A 23,110-nucleotide genomic window follows, 5' to 3' on the forward strand; every position below is an offset into this window, starting at 1 on the left:
AAATGGCAAACAAGATCATCTTCCCTGACAATTTTCTCTGGGGTGCGGCAACAGCCTCGTACCAGATCGAGGGAGCATGGAACAAGCACGGCAAGGGGGAATCCACATGGGATCGATTCACTCACACACCTGGAAATATTCGTAACAACGATACGGGCGATGTAGCGGACGACCATTACAATCGTTGGAAAAAAGATATCGCCTTGATGAAGAAGATCGGGTTGAAAGCGTATCGCTTTTCGATCTCGTGGCCTCGTGTTCTGCCTGCTGGGCGTGGCAAGGTCAATCAAAAGGGACTCGACTTTTACAGCAAACTGGTAGATGGCCTGCTTGAAGCAGGTATTACGCCTTTCGTTACGCTCAATCATTGGGATATTCCACAGGTACTCGAAGACGAAGGCGGCTGGCCTGTCCGTTCAACAGCGGAAGCTTTTGTAGATTACGCCAATGTAGTTTCTCGTGCGCTTGGTGACCGTGTCACGAAGTGGATCACACATAACGAGCCTGCTGTCGTCGCATGGATGGGATACGAGTCAGGCATCCATGCACCAGGCACGAAAGACTACTCTAAAGCAACCCGTGCCGCGCATCACTTGTTGATTTCTCATGGATGGGCGATTCCTGTCATCAAGCGCAATAGTCCGAATGTGGAAGTGGGCATAACACTTAACATCGGCTGGAAGGCGGCGGCGTCCAATAGCGCGATGGACATGAAACTCGCTCGTGAAAGTGACGGCAAATGGTTCCGCTGGTTTGCGGATCCTGTATATGGGTATGGATACCCATCCGATATGGTTGAAGCTTTTACCAGGCAGGGAGCGCTTCCCAATGGACTTGATTTCGTACAACAAGGCGATATGGATGTGATTGCCACGCCAACAGAATTTATTGGGCTAAATTACTATGCTCGACAACTGTCTCGTGCGAATGACCCTGATAATAACCCGCAAACTGTTTTTTCCAAACCGAAGACTCCAGAGAATTGGACGGAGATGGGTTGGGAAAATTACCCTGATGGGCTAACGGGTGTGCTTGGCAGGGTCTATTTCCATTACCAGCCTCTCAAAATTTATGTCACCGAGAATGGGGCAAGCTACTCAACACCACCCGATGAAAACGGCAATGTGCCAGACGAATTCCGCACGCAATATTTGCGTACTCATTTCACCGCATCGCATCGTGCCATTCAGGCGGGAGTTCCACTAGCGGGTTATTTTGTCTGGTCACTGATGGATAACTTCGAATGGTCGTTTGGTTATAGCCAACGCTTTGGCATTGTGTGGGTGGATTATGAAACGCAGAAACGCATATTGAAAGACAGCGCCAAATGGTATAAAGGCGTCATCAAGAAGAACGGGTTTTAGAAAAAATACAAAGCAAAGTCGACCCAGTACTGGGTCGACTTTTTGATTCACTTACTTTTGACAGATCTCGTTGCGATATAGCTGGGGTGATAATTATGCAGGGGGGATTCGATCATGTAATCTTCGAACATATCTGTGACGACCAACCCCACATCCATTTGACCGCCGAGTAGGTCAGTGAGGGAATGACCAAATTCAACAGGCAATCCCTTTTCAAGTTGTTCGTCCAGATCTTCTTTGGGCAGGCTTGTCAAATCTGAATAGGGGATCTGATGCGTGACTTCAAGAACGCCTTCATCCATTTTGAACAAATCGAAAATATAGTGAATGGGATTCATCGAACCTGTCATCAAAATTCCGCCCGGACGCAAAACGCGGGAACATTCCTTCCAAACAGCACGGACGTCTTGCATAAAAACTGTGGAGCAGGGATTGAATACCAGATCGAACGACTCGTCTGCGAACATGGATAGATCTGCCGCGTCGCCTTCCACTGTCCGAATCAGCAACGCTTCTCTCTCAGCCACAAGCTGATCCTGTTTCAATTGGGCTGGGGAATTGTCGAAGACTGTCACATTCGCGCCAGCCGCCGCAAGGACAGGTCCCTGTTGGCCGCCGCCCGATGCCAGACATAGCACGTCTGCGCCGTGAAGCGGAGGAAACCATCGGCGTGGCACAGGGATATTTTCTGTGAGCAATATACTGAACTCGCCTTTTCGTGCCCTGGCAATGATTTCAGAATCAAAGGGCTTTGTCCAACGGCTTTCGCCGCCTTCCACTTCGCGATTCCATGCTTCGCGATTGTACGAGCGGATGTCCATGCGGTGTCTCCTTGTGCGGTGTGTGGCGGGAATTGTAAGAGGGGAAAGAAGGCTTGTCGAGGCAGTTTTAATGGCTGGCTGGACGAGAATTGCTCTGAAAGAGTCAATTAATGACGGTCAAAGAGTCAATTAATCGCAACATTTCTCCTGTTGATTTTTGTAAAATGATTGAAATTATTACATAGGAGTTGTATACATGAAAAAGATCGTCTTGATTATCTCTGCTATTTTGACTTTGTTAATTTCTGCCTGCGGACCCAGCAAGGCTACCCCAACCCCATTCTTTTGGGCGGTTGATGAACTTACTGCCACCTCGAATGCTCCCAGCACAGCCACTCCAACCCCGTTCTTCTGGGGGATGGATGAACTCACTGCAACAGCGGGTGCTCCCAATAATGACGAGCCTATTCAAGCTATTGTTTTCGATGAGCCAGTTAAGGGAATAGTGAATGAAAGCACGCCTGTTCAAGGAATGGTAAACAGTACCCCTATTCAGGCTATAGTTGTCACAACGACCCCTATTGTCGCGTTGGTGAACCCGGGTGTTGAGCATAAGGGTATGTGTCTTTACGACTCGACCAACGCTTGGTATTTGAAAAATAAAAGCACCTCAGAAATGACCGTCAACTGGAAGTTTGATTATCTAAACCCCAGCAGAATCGATGTCGAGGGACAGGTCAAATTACCGGCTGAAAGTGGCTTTGTTAAAGTGTATGTTTCGCCAAACAAAGGATCTTTCATTGTCCCGAATGTTCTCGATGTGGCGTCGACGACTTGTTTTGCTGTGAAAGCAGACTCTCCCTCGTCTCCCTCATCTGCCTCGTCTGATGCACCTGCTCCTGTTGCGCCTACAGCTTGTTCGCCAACTGCCCCTGGCTGTACACAATAATCATATGGGGAGAAGAAAGTTTTCGAGATAGGACCAGCTTTCGGGTAAGAGTGAAGCGCTTAAACGTCACGGGACAAGCCTGCGTATGACTTGTCCCGTTTTCGTGAGGAGAAGAGCCTATGTTGCGTTAATCCGTTGCGGCTGGCTCAGGTTCGATCAAAGGAGCGGGGGAGTGATGAACTTTGTTGAGAACGATAAATCCGATTGTGGATAACGTTCCAATAAACCCGCAAAGGATCCAAAGTAGATTGGGGTTGGAGCCATCGAGGATCAGCCCAGCGAAATAGGGACCGACCGTAAATGCGATGCTCCACGTAAGCCCGGAGACGGCCATGTAGCGCCCGCGCATATCTTCAGGGGCAAAGTTCGCAACGATAGATTGCTGGAACGGCGTCACGACCATTTCGCCGATCGTGATAACGACCATGGCTACGATAAAAAACACGAAGCTATTGGCAAAACCGTACATGGCGAACCCGATCGCATAAAGGAATGCGCCTGCGGCCATCATGTTCAGTGGCTTGAATTTTTCGAGTCGGCGCGTGGTCCAGAACTGGAGGAAAACAACGATGATGGCGTTGATGCTGAGAAGTAAACTGTAGCGGAACTCAGGCAGACCACGTTGGTCACGCAGGAACACACCTAAAGTGGAGTTCATGTTCATGTAGACGAGGGTCATCATCACGCTTACGCCGACGAAGGCAAGGAAGGGAGTATCCTTGAATACACGGCCGTACCCTGCAAAGGTCTGTTTCATTGATTCAGGTTTTGCATCAGGATGCGCTTCTGGTTTGGTTTCGGGCAGTGCAAAGAGCACAATGCTAGCTGCGATAACGCTGATGACCGCATCCACAACGAACAGGGTGAGATAGGAATGTGCGATGAGCAAGCCTGCGATGGGCGGGGCAATGATGACGGCTACATTGAACACCACACGGATGATGCCGTAGCCCTCTGCACGTTTATCGGGCGGAAGTAGGTCTGCTACAACCGCTTCATGCGCTGGACCTCCGATACTGCTCAGTGTGCCGACCACCACCACGACTGCGACGAAGACCGCCAATGTGGGAGCGAATCCCATTCCCAGAGCGCTGATCGAAGAAAGGATCAAGCTGGCGATGATGACAGTTTTGCGTCCCATGCGGTCTGCGATGGCACCTCCCAGCGCGGAACCTGCCATGCCTGAAACAGAGAATACAGCAAAGAGTATGCCCACTGTCGCCATACCGATATCGTATTTTTGGGTAAGGTAAAGCGCAAAGAATGGGTAGAGCATGAAGCCACCGAGTCGATCTATGAACACGATGACGTTATATATCCAGAATGCGCGCGGATATTCGTTATAAGTTTTCTTGGTTCTCTCAAGCAAGGTATTCATTTTTCTCCAAAATTAAATGCGACGTTCTATGAGTTGCTTCTCTAAATATAGAACATCATTTTGTAAATTTACCCATGTGAAGGGATGGTTTTACACTGGTCAAAAGGACAGGTTAGCGGGCAAAACTGTTTGATGGTGGGGTGTGGCAGGTAACAGCAGGAACCTCGTAGCGATTACGGATCTGTTTGCCGGTTGCGATCATCCAGTTGGCGAAGTTGTACATGGTCCGCGCGAACAAGCCTGATTGATTTGTTCGTGATTGGGTGGCTGTTTTTGCAAACCTGTTCTTTTCACTTTGTTTGAGAATATCCTGACGGTGATCCTCGGCCAGATATTCACTATGCCAGTTGTTCATTTGTTACTCCTTTGGCGAAAAGGTCTTGCTAACTTCTCAATAAAAAGGCGCTGACGGCCTTGAGTGTCTTCTCAATACGACCTTCGTTCAAGACATAAACTTTTGATCCGTTTTCTCTCCTTTCTTGTAAATAACCTGTGACCGTGAGTTGGGTCAGATAACGTGAGACGCTTGGCTGGCTCAGGTTCGTCTCTTCCATGATGTCCTGTACACGTAACTCGCCTCTTTCTGTTGCCAGTTGAAGGATGTGCAGGCGAGTATCATCGGCCAGTGCTGAGAGTCTCGCGACGATCTCATTGCGGTCAAGTTCAGGGATGCGTTCTCCGGTCCCTTCGGGTTGGCGTGCCCCAAACGTAATATACAAAGTATCGCCAACTTGCTCTACATGATTGTAGGGGCCAATATGTGGGTTAGGAACAAAAACGATGCGCTCCGCAGTATCCAGCTTTTTGCACCAACGCGATTCATCCAGTTCTTGGCCGGTCACAAACTTGGCGGCTTCGATGCGAGTCATGCTCGTCAGGTCAAAGTTTTTGAAAGCGCGGACCGATTCCTGCACCATGGGTTGTACGCGTTTCCATTCGGGGGCAAGGTAGTTTTCCCAAAGCCAGTTCAAGTGAGTGACGAGAAAATCCTTTAGCGCAGGAGGGTCCATTACGAGATCATATGCACGCCTTTCGAGCTTGATGTCAACATGATCTTTGCCAAAGCGTTCTTCGAGGAATGCGATATAGGTTTCTCTTGACGCAAGGACTTGATCCCAATCCACGCTTTCTGGCTGTTTGTTTTCAAGCGAAATGGTGGCATATGCATTCAGTAACTTGTCCTTGATTGCAATCGGATCCGTGTTTTCGAGACGCACCAAATAGGCAGGGAAGGTGATCCCATTTTCATCAGGGATCAGGGCAAAGAAGAACCCGATCATTGCGAGTTGATGATTTTCCAATTCCTTTTTCTTCATCCGCGCTTGTGTTTTAGCAACCCAATCGTGAACGCCAGGCGTACCGTCGCCTTCCTTTGCCAAAAGAAACATGCTGGAAAAGATGTTTTGTGTTGGCACCAGAGAAACGTCAATTGTTTTGGACGCGGGTTTTTCAAGGACAACTGGGAAGGGTGGCATGGATGGCTCCGATTTCTCTCTTATATTTACATTATTCATAAAATTGAATAATGTAAATATTTTAACCAGATAGGCATATTTGTCAAGGTTTCTGGGAATAAAAAATCCCCGCAGAATAAATTTCTGCGGGGATAACATTCTCGGTTCTTTTTGGACCTTCAGCCTGTTTCAGCGGTCCTATGGCTTGGGTGTACCCTCGACGGCTACTCCGACCCAAGTGAACACGCGCTTATCACTGAATGCGCCAGCCGAGTCGTACACTGGTTTCCCTTGCTCGTCCACACCGTTTTGGCGCACCGTGCTGACCCACCAGCGGATCACATGAGCCAAATTATCATTCGGGCGGAAGGATTTGGGGACAATGTATTTTGTGTCTTTCACATATTCTGTTAAGCGCAAGCCTTCGCCAGATGTCACATCTTCAATTGTTACCTGATAGGCTTCGTTGTCTCGTAATGTGCCAATGGACGCCCATTGCAATGTGACCACATCGTTGGCAAGGGTGAAGGCCGCGCCGTCCGCAGGCAGAAGCAGGTTCGGGGCCTGATAGGGAGGCGGAAGAGTCGCTGTGGGGGTGGGGCCTGGTGTGGCAAATCGTTCACATAGTGGGATGACGATCGTTGATCCAATAAAAACATTATCGGATGAGAGACCGTTGTAAAACTTGATTGCATCCTGCGAAACATTGTAAGTTGCCGCAATCGCAGAAAGCGAATCATTTTCTTGAACTGTGTAAAAAGCTTTTTCACAAGCCTGTGCAGTTTGTGTAGCCTCGTTAGGGACATCTGTTGGAGGCGGTGCAGGCGTGGCTGTTGGGTACGGAATTTTCAGTACTTTGCCTTCAGAAATGATACAACTCGATGGCAGGTTGTTGAGCACGACAATACTTTGCACTGAAACACTAAAGAAGTAAGCGAGGCCGTTGCAGGTATCTCCCGCTTTAACTTGGTATTCAATAGGCGGTAGAGGCGTTTCGGTTGGAATAGGTGTGAGCGTTGGGGTGTCGGTTGGAATGGGCGTGATGGTAGGAGTGTTTGTGGGTGTCCCTACGGCCGTGGGTTCCGTGATCGTAGTGCCAGTGACACCAGACCCCAAGACAAAGTAAACCACTGCTGCGCCGACCAATAGAATGATCACAAGCGCCGCGAGAGCCACGGGTAAGCTGAGCGTAATTTCAGGCATGCGGCTTGCCTGCATACCTGTTTCAACTTTCTTCGATTTTGGAGCGGCTTTCGCCGTCAGTTCTGTGCCGCATACGAGACAGCGTGTAGCATTCTCGCTCAAGCGTGTTCCGCATGTAGGGCAGACCTTTGTTTTTTGTGGGTTATTTTCTTGAAGCATAACGGCGGGAATTATACCATTGAACAATTTTTGGGATTTTTGACAACTTGCCTGAGACTTCGGAAGTCTTCAAGACTTCCGAAGTCTGGCGGCTACTTTTTGACGACAGACCGCTTCTTTCTATGTTTTAGCCTGCTTCGCTCCGAACAAATTGACCTCAGCCTTGGCCGCATAATCGCTATATCCGCCGACATATTCAGTGACCTTTGAGTCTTTCAACTCAAAAATGCGGCTGACGGTTCGATCCAAAAAGTAGCGGTCATGCGAAATGACGAGAACGGTCCCGTTAAATTCTTCGAGCGCGTTCTCTAACACTTCTGCAGATGCAATATCGAGGTTGTTTGTTGGTTCATCGAGTAACAAGAAGTTTGCTCCTGATAGAACGAGTAAAGCTAATTGCAGACGACTCCGTTCACCACCTGAAAGCGACCCGACTTTTTGAGTTGCTTGTTGGTAGGTGAATAGATAGCGGGTTAGTAATGAGACGGCTCGACCTTCGTTCATGTTCCCATACAATCGGACCGTATCGATCACGGATTTATCAAAATCCAGAGTCTCATGCTCTTGCGCGTAGTAACCGACCTTTACACTAGGTCCGATCTTGATCTCACCGAGAGTGGGGTGTTCTTCGCCAAGAATCAAACGCAACATCACAGATTTACCCGCGCCATTTGCACCGATCAACCCCACACGTTCGCCATGCCGAATCAAGAATGTGATGTTATTCAATACTTTTCGGTGGGAAAATTCTTTCGTCACAGAATCAAATTCCAAAACCTGATTCGACCCGCGCCAGCCGTTGAGAGCCAAGTCCATTTTGCGGCGTTCGAGTATGGGGCGGTCGATCTTTTCGATACGGTCAATACGCGCCTCCATGGCGTGGATGCGTGTCGCAAATTTATCGTTAAATACGACCCACACTTTATACCGCTTCAACGCCATTTCCAATCGTCCGATCTCGCGTTGTTGGATCTGATACAACTCTTCCTGCCGCGCGAGTCGTTCTTCCTTGTCGATGATGTATTCGGTGTAGTTGCCGATAAAGGTTGTGATCTTGCCGTCTTCGATCTCGGCAATGTGTGTGGTGACCGCATCAAGGATGTAACGGTCATGTGAAATGATGGCGACCGCTCCGGGGTACTCGACGATGAGCTTTTCAAGATACGCCTTGCCGGGCATATCAAGGTGATTATCGGGTTCGTCCAATAGCAACACTGATGGACGCAACAACAGCAGCTGTGCCAGCCCGATTAGTTTTTTTTGTCCACCGCTCAATGCGCTGACAGGTTTCTCGAAATCGGATTCGGGCAGGCCTAGTCCGCGCAGTAACTCGCGAACACGTGACTCGTAGTTCAGCCCGCCAAGGGATTCGAGTTCGTCCAAAAGTTTTTGCTGGGACTCAAGAGTCCGCTCGAGAGCTTTTGGGTTGTTGTAGACTTCAGGCTCCCCCAACTTTTCTTCGAGGCGAAGCAGTTCTAGGTCAATTTCTTTGATGCGTGGATTTCCATCCAGCGCAAGAGATAAGGCAGTTCGGCTGGGGTCGAATTCGGGATGTTGTGGCAGATATCCGACCGTCACACCCTTGGCACGGATGACCGTCCCGCCTTTTTCGGGGGCGTGTTCGCCCGTGATCAATTTGAACAGCGATGATTTGCCTGCGCCGTTCGGACCGATGAGGCCGATCTTCTGATCGTGCTGGATCTCCCAACTGAGGTCGCGAAAGATGGCGTGCGCGCCAAGGATAAGGCTTGCGTTTGAAACTGTGATCGAGATCATGTGTACTCCATTTTACTCCGGTGGTTGAGCGCGAGCAGTCGAAACCACAACTAACCAGGATTATTCTTGTAACAAGAGTTGTTTTGCTTACTTGGTGGTCTCGATACGAGCCGACGAACACGGCTCTACTCGACCACCATAATTGGATTAAAACAAAAACGCCGCAGGCGACTGCGGCGTGATAGACGAAAGAAGGGCTTATTTCATCCAGGCAACAGGCGCGATTCGAGGAAGCCCTTGAAGTTGAATCCACGCACACCGATGCATAGGAAGGTGTTGCCAGAACTTTGGTATCTCATAATGGCGGGATTATAGCATTAATTCATTCGATGGCTTATAATTTGTGTACGATGGGAATATCACATGGCGCGCATTGAAAAGACAGTCTTCATCAGTTATCGTCGCAAGGACATCTCTTGGGCATTGGCGGTGTATCAATATTTGACTAGCCAGAAATATGATGTTTTTTTTGACTATACCAGTATCCCAAGCGGAGACTTTGAACAAATCATTGTCAGCAACATCAAGGCACGTGCTCATTTTGTTTTGATATTGACTCCAACTTCATTGGATCGTTGTAGCAACCCGGGCGATTGGCTGAGACGTGAAATCGAAACAGCAATTGATGAAAAGCGTAACATTATCCCGTTGTTTTTCGATGGTTTTAGTTTTGGCTCACCAACTGCCGTTGAAAAATTAACAGGGAAACTATCAACGATCAATCGCTACAATGGCTTGGATATCCCTTCTGGTTATTTCATGGAAGGCATGGAGAGATTACGCGGCCGTTATTTGAACATTGCATTGGATGCCGTATTACATCCAGTCTCTGATGAAGTGCAAAAAGTGGTTAAGGAAGAGCAGATAGCAGCTAATAAAGCAGTATTGTTAGAACAAAAAGAAAAAGAAATTAAAAAACATGCTCATGTTGAAATAGTTGAGAAGATTAGGGAAGAAAAACTTCCACGCGAAAGCCTTGCGAAGGTTAATTCCCAACGTGATGTTAGTGGGGAGTTGAACAATGCAAAGAAGGGACAAGCCACTCACGAGGCGAAAGTCAAGCAACCCTTAAAAGAAACCGGCGTAGTAAAGCCTGAATCCAACAGGCAAGTAATGAAGAAGATTCCGTTATGGGGTGTTGGATTGATGGCCTTTGTTATTTTTGCGTTGATTATTTGGGGTGCCTTATCACTTCCTGCTTCTCCCGAGTCGACGCAAACCCCTTTGTCTGAGTCGACTCAAACATTGTCAGCCACGCAGACACCTGTTATTAGCCTGGCGACAAAAACACCTATACCAGTAACAAGCACGGCAACCATTGTTCCAATGCCAGCCTTTGAAATTGGCTCAACCTTGACTGGTGAAGACGGCGCAACTCTCCTTTACGTGCCAGCGGGCGAATTTATAATGGGAGACGACGATCATCCAAATGCGCAGCCTGTTCACAAGGTAAAACTGGATGCTTTCTGGATTGACCAAACTGAAGTAACGATAAAACAGTATGTAGCGTGTGTTTCTGATAATGGTTGTAAGCCGCCAGCCGAGACCAAATCCTACAATCGTTCTGATTATTATGGTAATGCTCAGTTTAATGATTATCCCGTTATATACGTTTCTTGGGAAAACGCAAATGCCTATTGTGCATGGTCAAAACGTAGGTTGCCCACTGAGGCAGAATGGGAAAAAGCTGCGCGCGGTGTTGATGGATGGACTTATCCGTGGGGTAATAACCCGCCAAATAATAGTTTATTGAATTACAACGAAAAAATTGGTGATACGACTGAGGTTTTTAGATATCCTGATGGACGCAGTGTGTATGGCGCGTATGATATGGCTGGTAATGTTTGGGAATGGGTGAGTGATTGGTATCAAAGTGACTACTATTCCACACTTGAGGATGGTGTCTCTAATCCTAAGGGACCCTCCAGTGGTGATGGTCGAGTAGTGCGCAGCAGTTCATATTATATGGATAAATATCATGTCAGTATTACCGAGCGTAATAATTGGAATCCCATGTCGCCCAGTTACGGTTTGGGATTCCGCTGTGCCATGAACGCTTCTGAATAACGCCCTTCCTCAAACGTCATCCATCTGATAAAATACAACTCGCACGCCGAAAGCTTTGATCTAATTCAAAAAAGGAACCCTCGGCCTTTCCCCGTCGGGGGTTTTTGTGTGTGTATAACAGACCAAGGACAATGGACCTTGGACGATGAATTATGGTCTATCGTCAATGATCCACGGTCAAACCAATTATTGTAATGAAAGAAACCAAAGTAACTACTGAAAGCTGAGAGCCAGACATGCAAATCGAACGAACCGATCTCCGAAACATCGCCATCATCGCGCACGTTGACCACGGCAAGACCACGCTCGTAGATGGTCTCTTGCGCCAATCGCACACCTTCCGTGATAACCAGCACGTCGAAGAACGCGTCATGGATTCTAACGACCTCGAACGCGAGCGCGGTATCACCATCCTTGCCAAGAACACCGCTATCACGCTCAACGACCCCAGCACTGGCAAGCCCATCAAGATCAACATCGTGGATACGCCCGGACATGCCGACTTTGGCGGCGAGGTTGAGCGCGTTATGAACATGGTGGACGGCGTGCTCCTGCTCGTGGATGCCGCTGAAGGTCCCATGCCGCAGACCCGTTTCGTTCTCAAGAAGGCCCTCTCGATGGGTCACAAGGCCATCGTTGTCATCAACAAAGTGGATCGCAAAGATGCTGAGCCTGCCCGCGTGCTCAATGAGACTTTTGACCTCTTCATCGAACTTGGCGCTTCCGAAGAACAAGCGGATTTCCCCGTCATTTACGCTGTGGGAATTGACCAACGCGCCGGGCTGACCCCGGAGTTGGGCCCTGACCTTCAGCCTCTCTTTGACGTGATCCTTAAACACATCCCTGCGCCCAAAGTGGATTCTGACGCACCCCTGCAATTGCTTGTCACCATGCTCGGGTATGATGACTACCGCGGTGTCACTGCCATTGGACGTGTCTTCGCTGGTACGATCAAGGCCAACCAGAAACTTGCACGCTTGACTGTGGACGGTCGTAACCTCCCAGAACAAGCTAAATATCTATATACCTTCCAAGGCTTGAACAAAGTTGAAATTCAGTCAGCCACTGCTGGCGATATCGTTTCGCTCGTTGGTTTGAACGAGATCGGCATCGGCGAAACACTTGCCGACCCTACCAATCCTGTTGCGCTTCCCACTATCAAAGTGGAAGAGCCCACGGTCCGTATGACGTTTGGGGTGAATACCTCTCCGTTTGCAGGCACCGAAGGCAAGTGGGGCACATCGCGTAAACTGCGCGAACGCCTTTACGATGAACTCCGCACCAACGTTGCTCTGCGCGTGGAAGATACCGAATCCGCTGAAAACTTTTTGGTCTCCGGGCGCGGTGAGTTGCATCTCGGCATTCTCATCGAAACCATGCGACGTGAAGGATACGAATTTCAAGTCTCCCGCCCTGAAGTGATCTATCACAAAGCGGAAGACGGCGCGTTACTCGAACCCTTTGAAGAAGTCCACATTGAAACCAGCAACGAGACCGTCGGTGCTGTGGTGGAAATGCTTGGAGTGAGACGAGGCCTCATGCAGGAGATGCATGACGAAGGTCAAGGAATGACGCGCATGGTCTTCATCGCACCGACACGCGGCTTGCTCGGCTTCCGTTATCAGTTCCTCACATCCACCCGTGGCGCAGGCGTTATGCACACCATCTTCCACGGCTATGATGAAATGGCTGGTCCCATGTCCACACGCACGACCGGCTCGTTGGTAGCGTGGGAAGCAGGCGACTCCACTGCGTATGCGTTGAAGAACGCGGAAGATCGCGGCACGCTGTTCATTGGCCCAGGCGTCAAAGTGTATGAAGGCATGGTCATCGGCGAAAACACGCGCGGACAAGATATGCCCATCAACGTCTGCAAAAAGAAGCACCTGACCAACATCCGTTCAGCGGGTGCTGACATGGAAATTCGCCTCACACCGCCCCGGCGCATGTCTCTTGATGAAGCGATCGAGTATCTCTCTGACGATGAATTGCTCGAGATCACGCCCGAGTCGTATCGTATTCGCAAGCGCATTCTTAAGACCGATGAACGTGGTAAGCAGACTAAGAAGATCAAGGAGCAAATGGGGGAAGAATAGATTTACTTATTTTGTAAATCAAGCGGTCGCGTGAACTATAGAGTTCATGCGACCGCTTTTCTTTTTAGAAGTCTGCGATGTATTTTAAGGGCACGTCAAATTGATAGGAGTACTTCTCGCGGACCCCGCCGGGCTGTATGCCTCGATGTAATACGTTACGCTTTCGCCTGCCACCAACGGAATGGTTTCTGTATACACAGCGGAGTTGGCTGGCAGTTCGGCGATCACTACATTGTCTCGAATGATGCGATAGCCAGCTTCGTTTTCTGATTGATCTGTCCACTTGATGGTTACTTCCATCTGACCAGTCACTGCATTACAGTAAAAGTCCCATTTCTTAACGGAAGGCGCAACAGGCGGTGCAGGTGTGATCGTGGGTGGCGGAGTGAGTGTTGGCACAACCCAATAACTGCCGGTCAGTTCTACATATTCTCCCCACAACCAACAACTACCCGTTGGGCTTTCGCTGGATTTCACAAGCCAGTAGTTGTTTGGATCGTAGCGTCCAATGATCTCCAGCTTTTTGTTCGGTAGATAAGCAAAAAGTATTTCGTAATCCAAGCTTGGCCCTTCGCGGCAATTCGTCTGTTCGCGGATTTTAAGCATCGGGACAGAATATGTAGGTGTGATGGTAAGTGTGGGGCCTTTGGTCACGGTTGCTGTTGGATTTGGCGTCTGCGAGAAAGTCGCAGTGATCGGAACGTCACCGCCGTTACGACGGCCTTCCATCAGGGTTGCTTCAATGGCGGTAGCGGCTTTATCGTTGACAGAAAGTGCTGGTTGTTCTGCCGCGCCCGGTAAATTGCAGGCCAGGATCGCTAAAACTAAAACAATGGACGTGAAAATTAATCGTGTTGTGTGCTTCATGTGACTCATGGTTGCCCTCGGCGTTTGGATACTGGATCTATTCTAATCCTATAACGCCGAGGGCAAGCTTCTCGTTCCATTATGGACAATATTTTATTGGCATACCCAATACAGAACCGTTCGGATAGGATGATGTATTCCCTGCGTTGTCTTTGGCGAAGAACTGATATTGGAACGTACCATTCTGTGTACCGAGTTCTCCAGCCGCTTCTGCGCCGATGGTGTACATGAATCCGTTCACGCCGCCAGATGCATTGTCATTTGCTGTGACTGTATGCCAACTTCCCGTATATCCTCCATCACTGAGGTAACGGTATTTTAGCCAAACTGAATCGACACCATTTCCATTGTCGGTTACACGGATGGCGACTTGGATCATGTTGCTGGTGCAGTTAGATGGATAGGACATTTCTGCTACGAGAGCCGTCGGGCCGGTTAGAAGCGGACCATTGCTAGCGACGGCGGTAGGTGTGGGTGGAGCGGCAATGACTGATAATCCGTCCACTGAGCCGGTGGTGTGGCCTGTAGAAGCGGAGATCCAGCAGTTGGTGGAGCCGGTCAAAACATACCACCAACTCTTATCGTTATTGCGCCCGGCCAAAGAGAGATATGCACCGGGGGCAAACGAAGTGATCTTGTCATAAACAGTATCTGGACCAGAGCGGCAATTGGCTCCAATATCCACAACAAAGAAACTTCCATTTGGTGTGGCGCTGGGGAGATTTTGTACAGGCGCGGCTGTTGCAGTGGGTAATGTAATGGCCGTTGTAGGTTCAAGCGTCTGCGTGCTGGTTGGGCTGGGAGTTTGCGTGGTAAGCAGTGCTCTGCTGGTTAACGTAAGTGCTACCGATGTGTTGATCTCTTGTAATGGTTGTTCATCGCTGGTGCTGGATGGGAGATTGCACGAAGCCAGGATTAAGATCATGACCATTGCAACGATGAATATGGGTTTGCTAAATTTCACTTAAGACTCTCCTTGAATTTGATAGACAAGATTTTATATTCGATGTATCTATCCGTAGATACTGAACTGCTTTTTATGGCTTACAGTTCAAGACGGTCACGCCGCCATAGGTTGGCGTTTCATCGTACGTAGATTCATTACTCATGTGGATATAGTATTGCAGATCGCCAGTATATGAACCAAGTGACGGCTTGCTTTGGATCGCACCAACCCATTGTGCACCGCTGGTGTTGGTCATTTTCTCTGCAAACCATTCTCCTCCGCCAATGGAGTAGTATAGCGTAGCGGCTGTGGTATTCGTAATGATAATGGATACCTGTACGCGATTGGGGCCACCGCACCCCTCTACATTGTACAACTGATTACCAGAGATAATTGGCGTCTGGTAAATTGGGCGATCTGCGGTGGGTACTGCCGTGGGTGTATCTGTAGGAAGTGGGGTAGGCGTGAATGTAGCAGTGGGCACCAGCGTTGGCGTGGATGTGAATACTGGGGTTGGGGTCGCGCCGATTACTGTGATGTTGACGGCCGCGTAGTTGCTCCAGGTTCCGCCGGTCGTCTGTCCGCGGACTTGGACAAGGTACTGCCCGGGCTGAGATGGAGTCCATTTTTGGCCGATCACAAACAAAGTTAAGGAAGAATCGGGGTTTTCGTCCGTACGGACAACCTGCCCATTTGCAGATAATTCTACACGCGCGATCCCTGTCAAATCAGTTGTGTGGGAGACGATCTCGATCTCTCCTAAGGGGAATGTTGTTCCCTCGAGCGGAGAATCGATCCACGCATTGGGTATGCTTTGGAATTGAGGCTCTGGTGTTGTAGTTGCACCGCAGGCAGAGACGAATATGCTGATCATCAAGATGGTTAACGTAAGCTGTCGTTTCATAGTTTCTATTCGCCTTCCTGTGCGATCTGTGAGATCCATTCATCACTGGTTTGGCTGGTGGATTGTGAGAAGGGTGTGGTTCCGGCAGGTGGTGCGATGAAACTGGTGGAGCAAGCCGCTTGAGCCGTCATGGTGGTGGTAGAGCCGAAGTAAAGATATTGCCAATCGTCGTACATATCTCCGTAGTAGTTTTGTAGTTGCGAGCCGTTGTAATGACCTGCATATATTTCTTCACGGCCTGGTAACCAGAACCCATCTCCGCCAGGCGGGTAAACGCCGCGTTTTTCTGTGAGGGCAAAGGTCAGGCTGGTGGATTCGCCTGGTGCGAGTTGTGGCACAGGGACGTGAACGTTTTTAAAGACCGGTCCGCTGATGGGGGTGCCTTGCCAGTATTGTAGGTTGCCAGTTTGATAATCGGCTCCAATAAAGACCTGTTGACCTGCCCAGGAATTATTTTCTGCATAGGATGAGACATTGACCGCGCATGACGTGTTATACAACTGCGGGTCGGGGAAGGCCGAATCTGGCGCATCGGTACGACGGGTAAGCTGTACTGTAATAACGGCGGGCTCAAGTTGCCCTTCATGCATGGGCTTGGCTTTGACCTCTGGCGGGAGGCAGAGCGGTTCGATACCGTTGTCGTGCGCTTCCTGTTCGCCCATGCAGGCTGAGTCTGCGAATTGGGATTCCACTTCGGCAACGGTGGCATCAATACCCTGACGGATCAAGTCCTTGCATTCTTCAGGGCAGGGAACGCCTGTTTGCTCGGCGATCTGTTCGGCGATGAGGTCGGTTAACTCGCCTTTGCCTTTTTCGATAAGTTCATCGTAATTGGGCAAGGATGGCGGAAGCCCGACATATGTCAGCGCAGCGTTGACGGCCACTTCTGCTACGGCGTGACAAGCATCTTTCACTGTCTGGCTTTCCGTGATGAGATTGGCTTGTAGACAGATGGGGTTGTATTCGGCGATGATGTCTACAACGAAGCCTTTGAGCGTGTTGTACACGGCCGCAACTGTGTTGACCGCCTCTTTTAGGAAACTGCCGATCTTTTCCCATGTGGAAGGTTCTTCATACACATAAGGTGCGGGGCAAAGGTTTGTTCCGGGAGCGGTTAGATACCAGTAAGTTTTTATAACGTCGTTGGGATTAAGGTTGGATGGGTTATACGTCCATGCAGGATCATAGTATGGATTTTCTGTTATCGTGACGCAATAGCGGTAATCGTAATCAGGGAAGTGAATCGGTTTGAAGTCTGTAATCTCAATATCGTAAGTAACAGGCGGTGGTGGTGGCAGAGCCGCTGTAGGAACGACCACATTTGCAGGTGCTTGAATTGTCAGTGTTGCGGTGTTGGATGGTGTGCAATCAGGCTGGCCGTTGATCAGAGGGATCACGCGCGCGTAGAAGATCAGATCTTCGCCATAGTATTTGGGAAATTCAACGGTGAAGGTTGAATTATTCCCTGCGCTACCTACGTGTCCGCTGGTGTAGAGATAAGCGGGCTCCAATTCACAAGTGGAGGTGAAGGGCTGGGTTGAAGTTTGCCAAAGTCCGTCACTCGCCGGGAGGAGCCTGCCAGCGCAGGGTATGGTTGCCTCCGTTGGATGTGACATGTTCCGCAAAGGAGCCGGTCACTTCGCCTTGTGAGCAATTGGTGCCTGCGTTGCAGATCTCAAGTTGGCCGGGTAGAACGACCCAAGGGGTATTGTCTTTGCTGGCGGCAATGATACGCTCAAAACGTCCGATATGGACGAGTGCCCCACCTTGCCAGCCCCATGCATCTACCGTGACGTGGATGTCTTTGGATGGTGCAGATGCCAGCAACGGGGCGAGAATTTCATCGAGATCAAAGAATCCGTTTTTGGGTTTGAGGAATTCGCCTTGATTGCGCGGTACGCGACTCCAGGGACTGCCATCGAGTGAGATGTAGTAATAGACCTGGTCGACGAAGACCAATTCAGGAGAAAGAGGTGGCGTGTTGTTGTCAAAGGGGAGCTTGGCATTTAGAGGAAAGTTTGTTTGAGAAGATGAATTTGATGATGCTGCATCTTTCTTGGGTTGCCCGGGGAAGTCCAATTTGGGGAAAGCTTGGATGATATCTTCAGGATAGCGATTTAATATTTTGATGGGACGATCCAACGGAAGCGGAGCGGAAACGTCAGCGGGGAGAAAAGGATTGGTATTGAGAATCAGCTCCGGGGTTGTGTTGAAGCGTTCTGCCAATCCAGTGAGTGTATCCCCTGTTTGTGCTTGATAGAGTGTTGTGCTTTGCGATACGTTTGGCGATATCCAGAGGATGATGGAGTTGGATGTGTAGGTTATGCCGTCTTTACCGGTGGCACGAGCCTGCAGTGTGTGCAAGCCGGGGGCCGACGAGAACCATTTCCATTTGGCACGGTTGAATTTAGGTTCTTTTGAGTTCTCGAAGGTTGTGCCATCAGCGAGAAGCTCGATGGTTTGTACATCACCTGAAACTTGTATGGATACTGGGACGGGCGCCAAGGCGGGAAATTCTGTACCATTTGCAGGCTGAGCGATCATGATGCTAATGGCTGCGGTCTCCACTGCTTGTGGTGTTGAGGCTGGCGTGGGTGTGATCGGTAGGTTACATGATGAAATGAAAACCATCAGAATCAAAATAACCTGCAGGTGTTTTTGGCGCATGGGTTCCTCGCTTTTGGGTATGGGCCTGGCTGGGCAATTTTGTTGTGGAAACGAGCAGCGCAAGATAAACTCTTGCGCTACTCGTTTCTTCACTTGTTTGACTAATGTGGATAATTTTAATCAATTATGTGCGTGATCGCTAATCCGAAAGTACTGGACTTCCCATTCGCGTGGCAGAATCTAAGAGATGGCTGGTTGGCGGGTTGTAGCCAGGTCCTTGATCGCAAATGGTAGATACAGTACGAGGCAGACGATCAGCGCGATGATTTCCAGTTGGAGGATATACCAGGGCCAGGGTGCAAGCGCGTCAATAAGGGATGGAAATTCAGGTTTGTGGGCGATGAAGAGATAATTACTGCCGATGGCAAGATTGATGAAGAAGACAGAGACCATGTAAATATTCGTCCATAGGAAGACGCGTTTGAATGAACTCCATGTGGGGCGGTAGCATTCGACAACGGTCATGTATAACGCGGCGAGGACAATGCCTCCATGCGATGCGAAGGTTTGAAAAGCTCGGAAGTGGGGAAAGCCATAGATACCGGCATCAGGTGTCAGTAAGGCCTGAAGCGCTCCGCCAATCCCAAGGAAATACGCCAGTTCGTAGATCGTCGAGTTTTTATTCAACATCATAATGATCGTCAGCCATACGAATACACTACAAATGTGGAGCGGCAGATTGGCTTGAATGGTGAACGTCCCGTAGTAGATGCTCCATGCGTGCCAGCTGATTTCCCAGATCAGCATCCAGATTGCCATTGCATATCGAAATCGGCGTTTGGCAGTCTCATCCCATAAGTGGCGGGCAGGGATAAATGACAGCGCGACGACAACAACCAACCCCAATGCTGCGAGGTGTGCCTTTCCGAATAATTCAAACGGTGCGCCTGTGTAATCTTTGACGAAGAACTGTTCCATGCGATCTCCTATTGTGGATGTATTTGCAATTAAAACGCTGTCGGTCTGACGGCGTTACGCATGAGACAGTTTATTATTTTGGATGTGCGGCAAAAAACTTCCAGATCAATTCGGAGGCCGAGATCGTTTGCGTAGGCTGATCTGACCCGGGCCAGCCTCCTCGACCGCCGGGCCAGGAGTGTCCACCGCCGATGATCGTGTACAGTTCTACAGATGTAGACCCGGCGCATCCGGTCCACGTTTCATGCTGGATATCCTCTACCGACTCGGTCTGTGGCTGGGAGTTGCATCCATCAAACGAAGACCAGAATTCTACCGAGTCCTTCACTGACGCAAAGCTGACATCCACAAGCGATTCGGGGCCTTTGCCTCCCTCATAAGGGACATGTTGATCGTCTGTGCCGTGAAACTCGATAATCGAGATGTGTTCTGTTGGATTGCACGACGAAGCGTTGAGCGTCCCTGCCACAGGCGCGACTGCCGCAAATAGGTCAGATGCTTCGCATGCCAGCCGCTGCGACAACATCCCTCCGTTCGACATGCCTGTTGCATAAATTTGGTTAGGGTCAATATTTGTCATGGATTGGATTTCATCTGCAATCGCACGCACAAAGCCGACATCGTCTATATTGTTTCTCTGTGCAAACCCACAACAAGCACCCGCATTCCATGTCAGAAGTTTGTCGTCGTCTAGCGGACCCGTTCCGTTTGGATAGACAACGAGAAATCCGTTGGCGTCTGCAACTTCGTTGAACCCACTCATTATGATCGCACTCTTAGCGTTGCCCGTCCCGCCGTGAAAGACGAATACGAGCGGTACAGGCTGATTCCAATTCACAGATGCAGGTACATACAGAATGTAGCTCCGTTCTAATCCGCTATGTGTCAATGAATGGGAGGTTTCGCCTGTTGAAAGATTTGGTGTCGGTGATACTGGCGTGGCGCTAGAGTTTGTCCGTGCGCATGCCAGCGTTGTGAGTACGAGAATACCTGTAACTATAAATAGTCTTTGAGTAATAGTCATTTTCGCTCCTTGTGAATGGAGGAAATTGTATTTGAACCTTGTTAGATCGGTTTTATGTGGATGTAAACTCACAGTAAAAAACTGCCGCTCATTCAGGCGGCAGTTTTTCTTCGATCAATATATCCCAGGCTGGGTATTCATCTGGGCTCCATATTTTTTGCATGCCCTGAAATGCCTCATCTCTTTCCCAACCTAATTTCAAAACTCGATATAAGGCTACAAATCCTGATGCCCTATAATTTGCCTGACAGTGTACAAGGATGCTTTTCCCTTTGTGCTCGTCCATTGCCTTCAAGAATGCATCCAGATCATCATGTGTTGGTTTATCCCATTCCACAGGGATGTGGACGTATTCCATTCCCAAGCCGTTCACCAATTCACCTTCGTTTGGCATGGCACCTTCTGATTTCGACGTCGCCAGATTGATGACCACTTGCACACCTGCCTCTGCTACCGACTTCAATTGGTCAGGTGTTGGCATACCACTGCTTGATAATTTCTCGTTGTAATACAAGTAATTGTAAATATCTTTCATTTCACCATCACCACCTTTCCATCCGTCATCTTTTGCAAGTCAGATGTCTTCAATTCGAAGATGGCGTTGGGAGTTCCAGCCGCCGCCCAGATGGTCTCATACTGGAGGAAATCCTCGTCGAGATATGTTTCCATTTTTTGGACATGCCCTACGGGCGGCACGCCTCCAATGGCGTAACCGGTAACTGCTCTTACAAAATCGGCATCTGCCTTCCCGATGCCTTCTCCTGCATACTCGCGGATGCGTTTCTCGTCCACGCGATTCGCGCCGCTGGTCAGTACAAGGATCGGCTTACCCGATTGCTTCCCTTTGAAGATCAACGACTTCACGATCTGACCGAGTTCACATCCCGCGCGTTCTGCCGCTTCCAACGCCGTGCGCGTGGATTCGACATGTTCGATCACGGTGTAGTTGTATCCAAGCGAACTGAGCAGGTCCTGTATCTTTTGTGCGGAGGGGGAGAGTGTTGGCATGGGCTAAATTATATTACATCGTACACCTATCATAGGGAAAATGGTGGGAACAAACTGTAAACATGCCCCGTTATTCCCTTCAAGATAAACTGTTCGCAAATAAACTATATAAAGCTGGAGGTCATCATGCTGGAACTGTTTAATCATCTGACAAATTGGGTCAATGTCGAACCTATGGTGGGCTTGTTAATGCTGATTACGGCCATTGTTCTATTTGGCTCTGCCTTCAGAGACTACAAAGAAGACAATATTTCATTTTGGCCCTGGTTGAGGCGGTTTCTTGAAATTTGCACCCGTGCCTTGATCGGTGCGATCATGTTTGTAGGGTTAATGTGGGCGTTCCGTATCATCTTGAACGACAATGTTGCATCATTCTATTCTACTCATGGGAGTTTAAGTGATGTAAGTCGTTCCAGTGCCTTCACGATTTGGGGAAGACCCCACAGACAGGTCGAGCTGACAGTCAATCACTCAATCGAGGTTGAAGAACAACAAGAACAACCTCGTGAAAACCCTGATGACCCTCCAGTCTATAAAACTGTGCTGGTTCGCAAGGATGTTCCTCAAAATAGCATTATAGGTTTTGCGGGCGATGTCGATATGAAATTAAGTGAGCGGGAAAAGGGATATGCCCTGTATAGTGGGTATACTCTTGGAGTAAAACTTGTATATCAGGTTGTAAACGACTCTAATGTTTTAACTGATGCAGATTTCACTTTCCCACTTTCGAATGGCCAAACATTGTTCGAAGACTTTATCATTTCCATGGATGATGTTGATATGAGCTCGAAGCTTCGAGTGGCCAATGACCTTGTCTCTTGGAGAACCCAGATGAAGCCTGGACAGAAGAGTGAAATTATTATTACCTACTCTTCCCGCGGTATGGATTATTTCTATTATCAAATTCCTGTCCAACGAGAGATCAAAGATTTTATACTGACTCTTACTGTGGATCGTCTGCCCATTTCCTTGGTGAATTATCCAGACGGAGTGATTACTCCTACTGAGATCAAGCCAACCGCTGATCGACGTGGTTCGATCTTAACATGGAAACTGGATCGTGCCATTACTGTGGCAGGCATGGGTGTTTCTTTGATGCCGCCGGAACAGCCGGGTGCTCAGGTACTACGCGTGCTTGTTGTGTCTCCTTATGCTTTGACATTGCTCGGCGCAATGCTGGCTCTCACTATGTTGATCTGGGGAACGACCGTCCGTTTCCTTGATTTGTCCCTTTTATCGGCAGTTTACTCGATGCAGTTCCTGTTAATGGCGGCCATCAGCGACTATTTCCTTGGTTTTTGGGAATCTTTGGTTGTAGGTGCGCTTCTAACTTTGTTCCTTTCTTATTTACTGTTCCGTAAACTGCCCACGCGAGAGATGCGCTTATCCGTATATGGGTTAATTTTATTCTTCACCACTATCTATCCCCTCTCTGGCTTACTGACGGATGTTTCCCAACAAAATGCTTTTCATGCTTTTGTTCAGGTTGGCATGATTTCGTATATTGCCGGGCTGTCTTTATATGTGATGGGATATAAATCCGCAGAACAACCTGGAAAAGTGTAGCGC

Annotated in this window: 20 protein-coding genes; 5 read left to right on the forward strand and 15 right to left on the reverse strand. The window is 49.0% G+C overall.

Annotated features, from left to right (window positions below):
* Positions 1 to 2: 2 nt before the first annotated feature.
* Entirely contained in the window at positions 3 to 1,364 is a 1,362-nt protein-coding gene (locus tag IPP66_14550) for a beta-glucosidase (protein MBK9926492.1), read from the forward strand.
* A gap of 47 nt (positions 1,365 to 1,411) precedes the next feature.
* On the opposite strand, the gene IPP66_14555 is transcribed toward IPP66_14550, so the two are convergent.
* The gene (locus IPP66_14555) at positions 1,412 to 2,185 is read right to left on the reverse strand and encodes a class I SAM-dependent methyltransferase (protein ID MBK9926493.1); all 774 of its coding nucleotides are present in this window, start codon (positions 2,183 to 2,185) and stop codon (positions 1,412 to 1,414) included.
* 196 nt (positions 2,186 to 2,381) lie between these two features.
* Here IPP66_14555 and IPP66_14560 point away from each other — a divergent pair, with 196 nt between their 5' ends.
* Complete coding sequence (locus tag IPP66_14560) at positions 2,382 to 3,074, forward strand: hypothetical protein (protein MBK9926494.1); 693 nt, start codon at positions 2,382 to 2,384, stop codon at positions 3,072 to 3,074.
* 127 nt (positions 3,075 to 3,201) lie between these two features.
* Here IPP66_14560 and IPP66_14565 read toward each other — a convergent pair whose 3' ends face one another.
* The 5 genes from IPP66_14565 to IPP66_14585 form a co-directional block, all read right to left on the reverse strand.
* Positions 3,202 to 4,452: an MFS transporter gene (locus IPP66_14565; protein ID MBK9926495.1), complete on the reverse strand. Its 1,251-nt coding sequence runs from the start codon at positions 4,450 to 4,452 to the stop codon at positions 3,202 to 3,204.
* Positions 4,453 to 4,564: 112 nt separating this feature from the next.
* Positions 4,565 to 4,807: a hypothetical protein gene (locus IPP66_14570; GenBank protein MBK9926496.1), complete on the reverse strand. Its 243-nt coding sequence runs from the start codon at positions 4,805 to 4,807 to the stop codon at positions 4,565 to 4,567.
* Between the two features lie 28 nt (positions 4,808 to 4,835).
* Positions 4,836 to 5,927, reverse strand: a complete 1,092-nt coding sequence (locus IPP66_14575) for a winged helix-turn-helix transcriptional regulator (GenBank protein ID MBK9926497.1) — start codon at positions 5,925 to 5,927, stop codon at positions 4,836 to 4,838.
* Positions 5,928 to 6,104: 177 nt separating this feature from the next.
* Complete coding sequence (locus IPP66_14580; GenBank protein ID MBK9926498.1) at positions 6,105 to 7,268, reverse strand: LysM peptidoglycan-binding domain-containing protein; 1,164 nt, start codon at positions 7,266 to 7,268, stop codon at positions 6,105 to 6,107.
* Positions 7,269 to 7,388: 120 nt separating this feature from the next.
* Positions 7,389 to 9,044, reverse strand: a complete 1,656-nt coding sequence (locus tag IPP66_14585) for an ABC-F family ATP-binding cassette domain-containing protein (protein MBK9926499.1) — start codon at positions 9,042 to 9,044, stop codon at positions 7,389 to 7,391.
* A gap of 363 nt (positions 9,045 to 9,407) precedes the next feature.
* Here IPP66_14585 and IPP66_14590 point away from each other — a divergent pair, with 363 nt between their 5' ends.
* Positions 9,408 to 11,111, forward strand: a complete 1,704-nt coding sequence (locus IPP66_14590; protein ID MBK9926500.1) for an SUMF1/EgtB/PvdO family nonheme iron enzyme — start codon at positions 9,408 to 9,410, stop codon at positions 11,109 to 11,111.
* Between the two features lie 236 nt (positions 11,112 to 11,347).
* Positions 11,348 to 13,207, forward strand: a complete 1,860-nt coding sequence (gene typA, locus IPP66_14595; GenBank protein ID MBK9926501.1) for a translational GTPase TypA — start codon at positions 11,348 to 11,350, stop codon at positions 13,205 to 13,207.
* Between the two features lie 84 nt (positions 13,208 to 13,291).
* On the opposite strand, the gene IPP66_14600 is transcribed toward typA, so the two are convergent.
* The 9 genes from IPP66_14600 to IPP66_14640 form a co-directional block, all read right to left on the reverse strand.
* Entirely contained in the window at positions 13,292 to 14,074 is a 783-nt protein-coding gene (locus tag IPP66_14600) for an SH3 domain-containing protein (protein MBK9926502.1), read from the reverse strand.
* A gap of 79 nt (positions 14,075 to 14,153) precedes the next feature.
* Positions 14,154 to 15,038 carry a hypothetical protein gene (locus IPP66_14605; GenBank protein MBK9926503.1) on the reverse strand — a complete coding sequence of 295 codons (885 nt, stop codon included), beginning with the start codon at positions 15,036 to 15,038 and terminating at the stop codon, positions 14,154 to 14,156.
* Positions 15,039 to 15,111: 73 nt separating this feature from the next.
* On the reverse strand, positions 15,112 to 15,924 hold the full coding sequence (locus IPP66_14610; protein MBK9926504.1) for a hypothetical protein: 813 nt from the start codon (positions 15,922 to 15,924) through the stop codon (positions 15,112 to 15,114).
* 5 nt (positions 15,925 to 15,929) lie between these two features.
* Positions 15,930 to 17,540, reverse strand: a complete 1,611-nt coding sequence (locus IPP66_14615) for a hypothetical protein (protein MBK9926505.1) — start codon at positions 17,538 to 17,540, stop codon at positions 15,930 to 15,932.
* Positions 17,482 to 18,591 (reverse strand): LysM peptidoglycan-binding domain-containing protein, encoded by a 1,110-nt coding sequence (locus IPP66_14620; GenBank protein ID MBK9926506.1) that lies wholly within the window; start codon positions 18,589 to 18,591, stop codon positions 17,482 to 17,484. The genes IPP66_14615 and IPP66_14620 overlap by 59 nt, the downstream gene beginning before the upstream one ends.
* 180 nt (positions 18,592 to 18,771) lie before the next feature.
* A complete protein-coding gene (locus tag IPP66_14625) occupies positions 18,772 to 19,509 on the reverse strand; it encodes a TIGR02206 family membrane protein (GenBank protein MBK9926507.1) in 738 nt (245 codons plus the stop codon).
* A 73-nt stretch (positions 19,510 to 19,582) separates the two neighbouring features.
* Positions 19,583 to 20,533, reverse strand: a complete 951-nt coding sequence (locus IPP66_14630; GenBank protein ID MBK9926508.1) for a prolyl oligopeptidase family serine peptidase — start codon at positions 20,531 to 20,533, stop codon at positions 19,583 to 19,585.
* 88 nt (positions 20,534 to 20,621) lie between these two features.
* Positions 20,622 to 21,068, reverse strand: coding sequence for a protein tyrosine phosphatase family protein (locus IPP66_14635; GenBank protein MBK9926509.1), 447 nt, complete (start codon positions 21,066 to 21,068; stop codon positions 20,622 to 20,624).
* A complete protein-coding gene (locus tag IPP66_14640; protein MBK9926510.1) occupies positions 21,065 to 21,541 on the reverse strand; it encodes a YbaK/EbsC family protein in 477 nt (158 codons plus the stop codon). The genes IPP66_14635 and IPP66_14640 overlap by 4 nt, the downstream gene beginning before the upstream one ends.
* Before the next feature lie 126 nt (positions 21,542 to 21,667).
* On the opposite strand from IPP66_14640, the gene IPP66_14645 reads away from it, so the two are divergent.
* Complete coding sequence (locus IPP66_14645; protein ID MBK9926511.1) at positions 21,668 to 23,107, forward strand: hypothetical protein; 1,440 nt, start codon at positions 21,668 to 21,670, stop codon at positions 23,105 to 23,107.
* The last annotated feature ends 3 nt before the right edge of the window (positions 23,108 to 23,110 follow it).

This window comes from Candidatus Defluviilinea proxima (assembly GCA_016721115.1).
Lineage (GTDB): Bacteria > Chloroflexota > Anaerolineae > Anaerolineales > Villigracilaceae > Defluviilinea > Defluviilinea proxima.

Excerpts from the sequence above, each read along its gene's own strand:
- IPP66_14550 (MBK9926492.1), top strand. The coding sequence starts at position 3 with ATGGCAAACAAGATCATCTTCCCTGACAATTTTCTCTGGGGTGCGGCA.
- IPP66_14555 (MBK9926493.1), bottom strand. The coding sequence starts at position 2,185 with ATGGACATCCGCTCGTACAATCGCGAAGCATGGAATCGCGAAGTGGAA.
- IPP66_14560 (MBK9926494.1), top strand. The coding sequence starts at position 2,382 with ATGAAAAAGATCGTCTTGATTATCTCTGCTATTTTGACTTTGTTAATT.
- IPP66_14565 (MBK9926495.1), bottom strand. The coding sequence starts at position 4,452 with ATGAATACCTTGCTTGAGAGAACCAAGAAAACTTATAACGAATATCCG.
- IPP66_14570 (MBK9926496.1), bottom strand. The coding sequence starts at position 4,807 with ATGAACAACTGGCATAGTGAATATCTGGCCGAGGATCACCGTCAGGAT.
- IPP66_14575 (MBK9926497.1), bottom strand. The coding sequence starts at position 5,927 with ATGCCACCCTTCCCAGTTGTCCTTGAAAAACCCGCGTCCAAAACAATT.
- IPP66_14580 (MBK9926498.1), bottom strand. The coding sequence starts at position 7,268 with ATGCTTCAAGAAAATAACCCACAAAAAACAAAGGTCTGCCCTACATGC.
- IPP66_14585 (MBK9926499.1), bottom strand. The coding sequence starts at position 9,044 with ATGATCTCGATCACAGTTTCAAACGCAAGCCTTATCCTTGGCGCGCAC.
- IPP66_14590 (MBK9926500.1), top strand. The coding sequence starts at position 9,408 with ATGGCGCGCATTGAAAAGACAGTCTTCATCAGTTATCGTCGCAAGGAC.
- typA (MBK9926501.1), top strand. The coding sequence starts at position 11,348 with ATGCAAATCGAACGAACCGATCTCCGAAACATCGCCATCATCGCGCAC.
- IPP66_14600 (MBK9926502.1), bottom strand. The coding sequence starts at position 14,074 with ATGAAGCACACAACACGATTAATTTTCACGTCCATTGTTTTAGTTTTA.
- IPP66_14610 (MBK9926504.1), bottom strand. The coding sequence starts at position 15,924 with ATGAAACGACAGCTTACGTTAACCATCTTGATGATCAGCATATTCGTC.
- IPP66_14615 (MBK9926505.1), bottom strand. The coding sequence starts at position 17,540 with ATGTCACATCCAACGGAGGCAACCATACCCTGCGCTGGCAGGCTCCTC.
- IPP66_14620 (MBK9926506.1), bottom strand. The coding sequence starts at position 18,591 with ATGCGCCAAAAACACCTGCAGGTTATTTTGATTCTGATGGTTTTCATT.
- IPP66_14625 (MBK9926507.1), bottom strand. The coding sequence starts at position 19,509 with ATGGAACAGTTCTTCGTCAAAGATTACACAGGCGCACCGTTTGAATTA.
- IPP66_14630 (MBK9926508.1), bottom strand. The coding sequence starts at position 20,533 with ATGACTATTACTCAAAGACTATTTATAGTTACAGGTATTCTCGTACTC.
- IPP66_14635 (MBK9926509.1), bottom strand. The coding sequence starts at position 21,068 with ATGAAAGATATTTACAATTACTTGTATTACAACGAGAAATTATCAAGC.
- IPP66_14640 (MBK9926510.1), bottom strand. The coding sequence starts at position 21,541 with ATGCCAACACTCTCCCCCTCCGCACAAAAGATACAGGACCTGCTCAGT.
- IPP66_14645 (MBK9926511.1), top strand. The coding sequence starts at position 21,668 with ATGCTGGAACTGTTTAATCATCTGACAAATTGGGTCAATGTCGAACCT.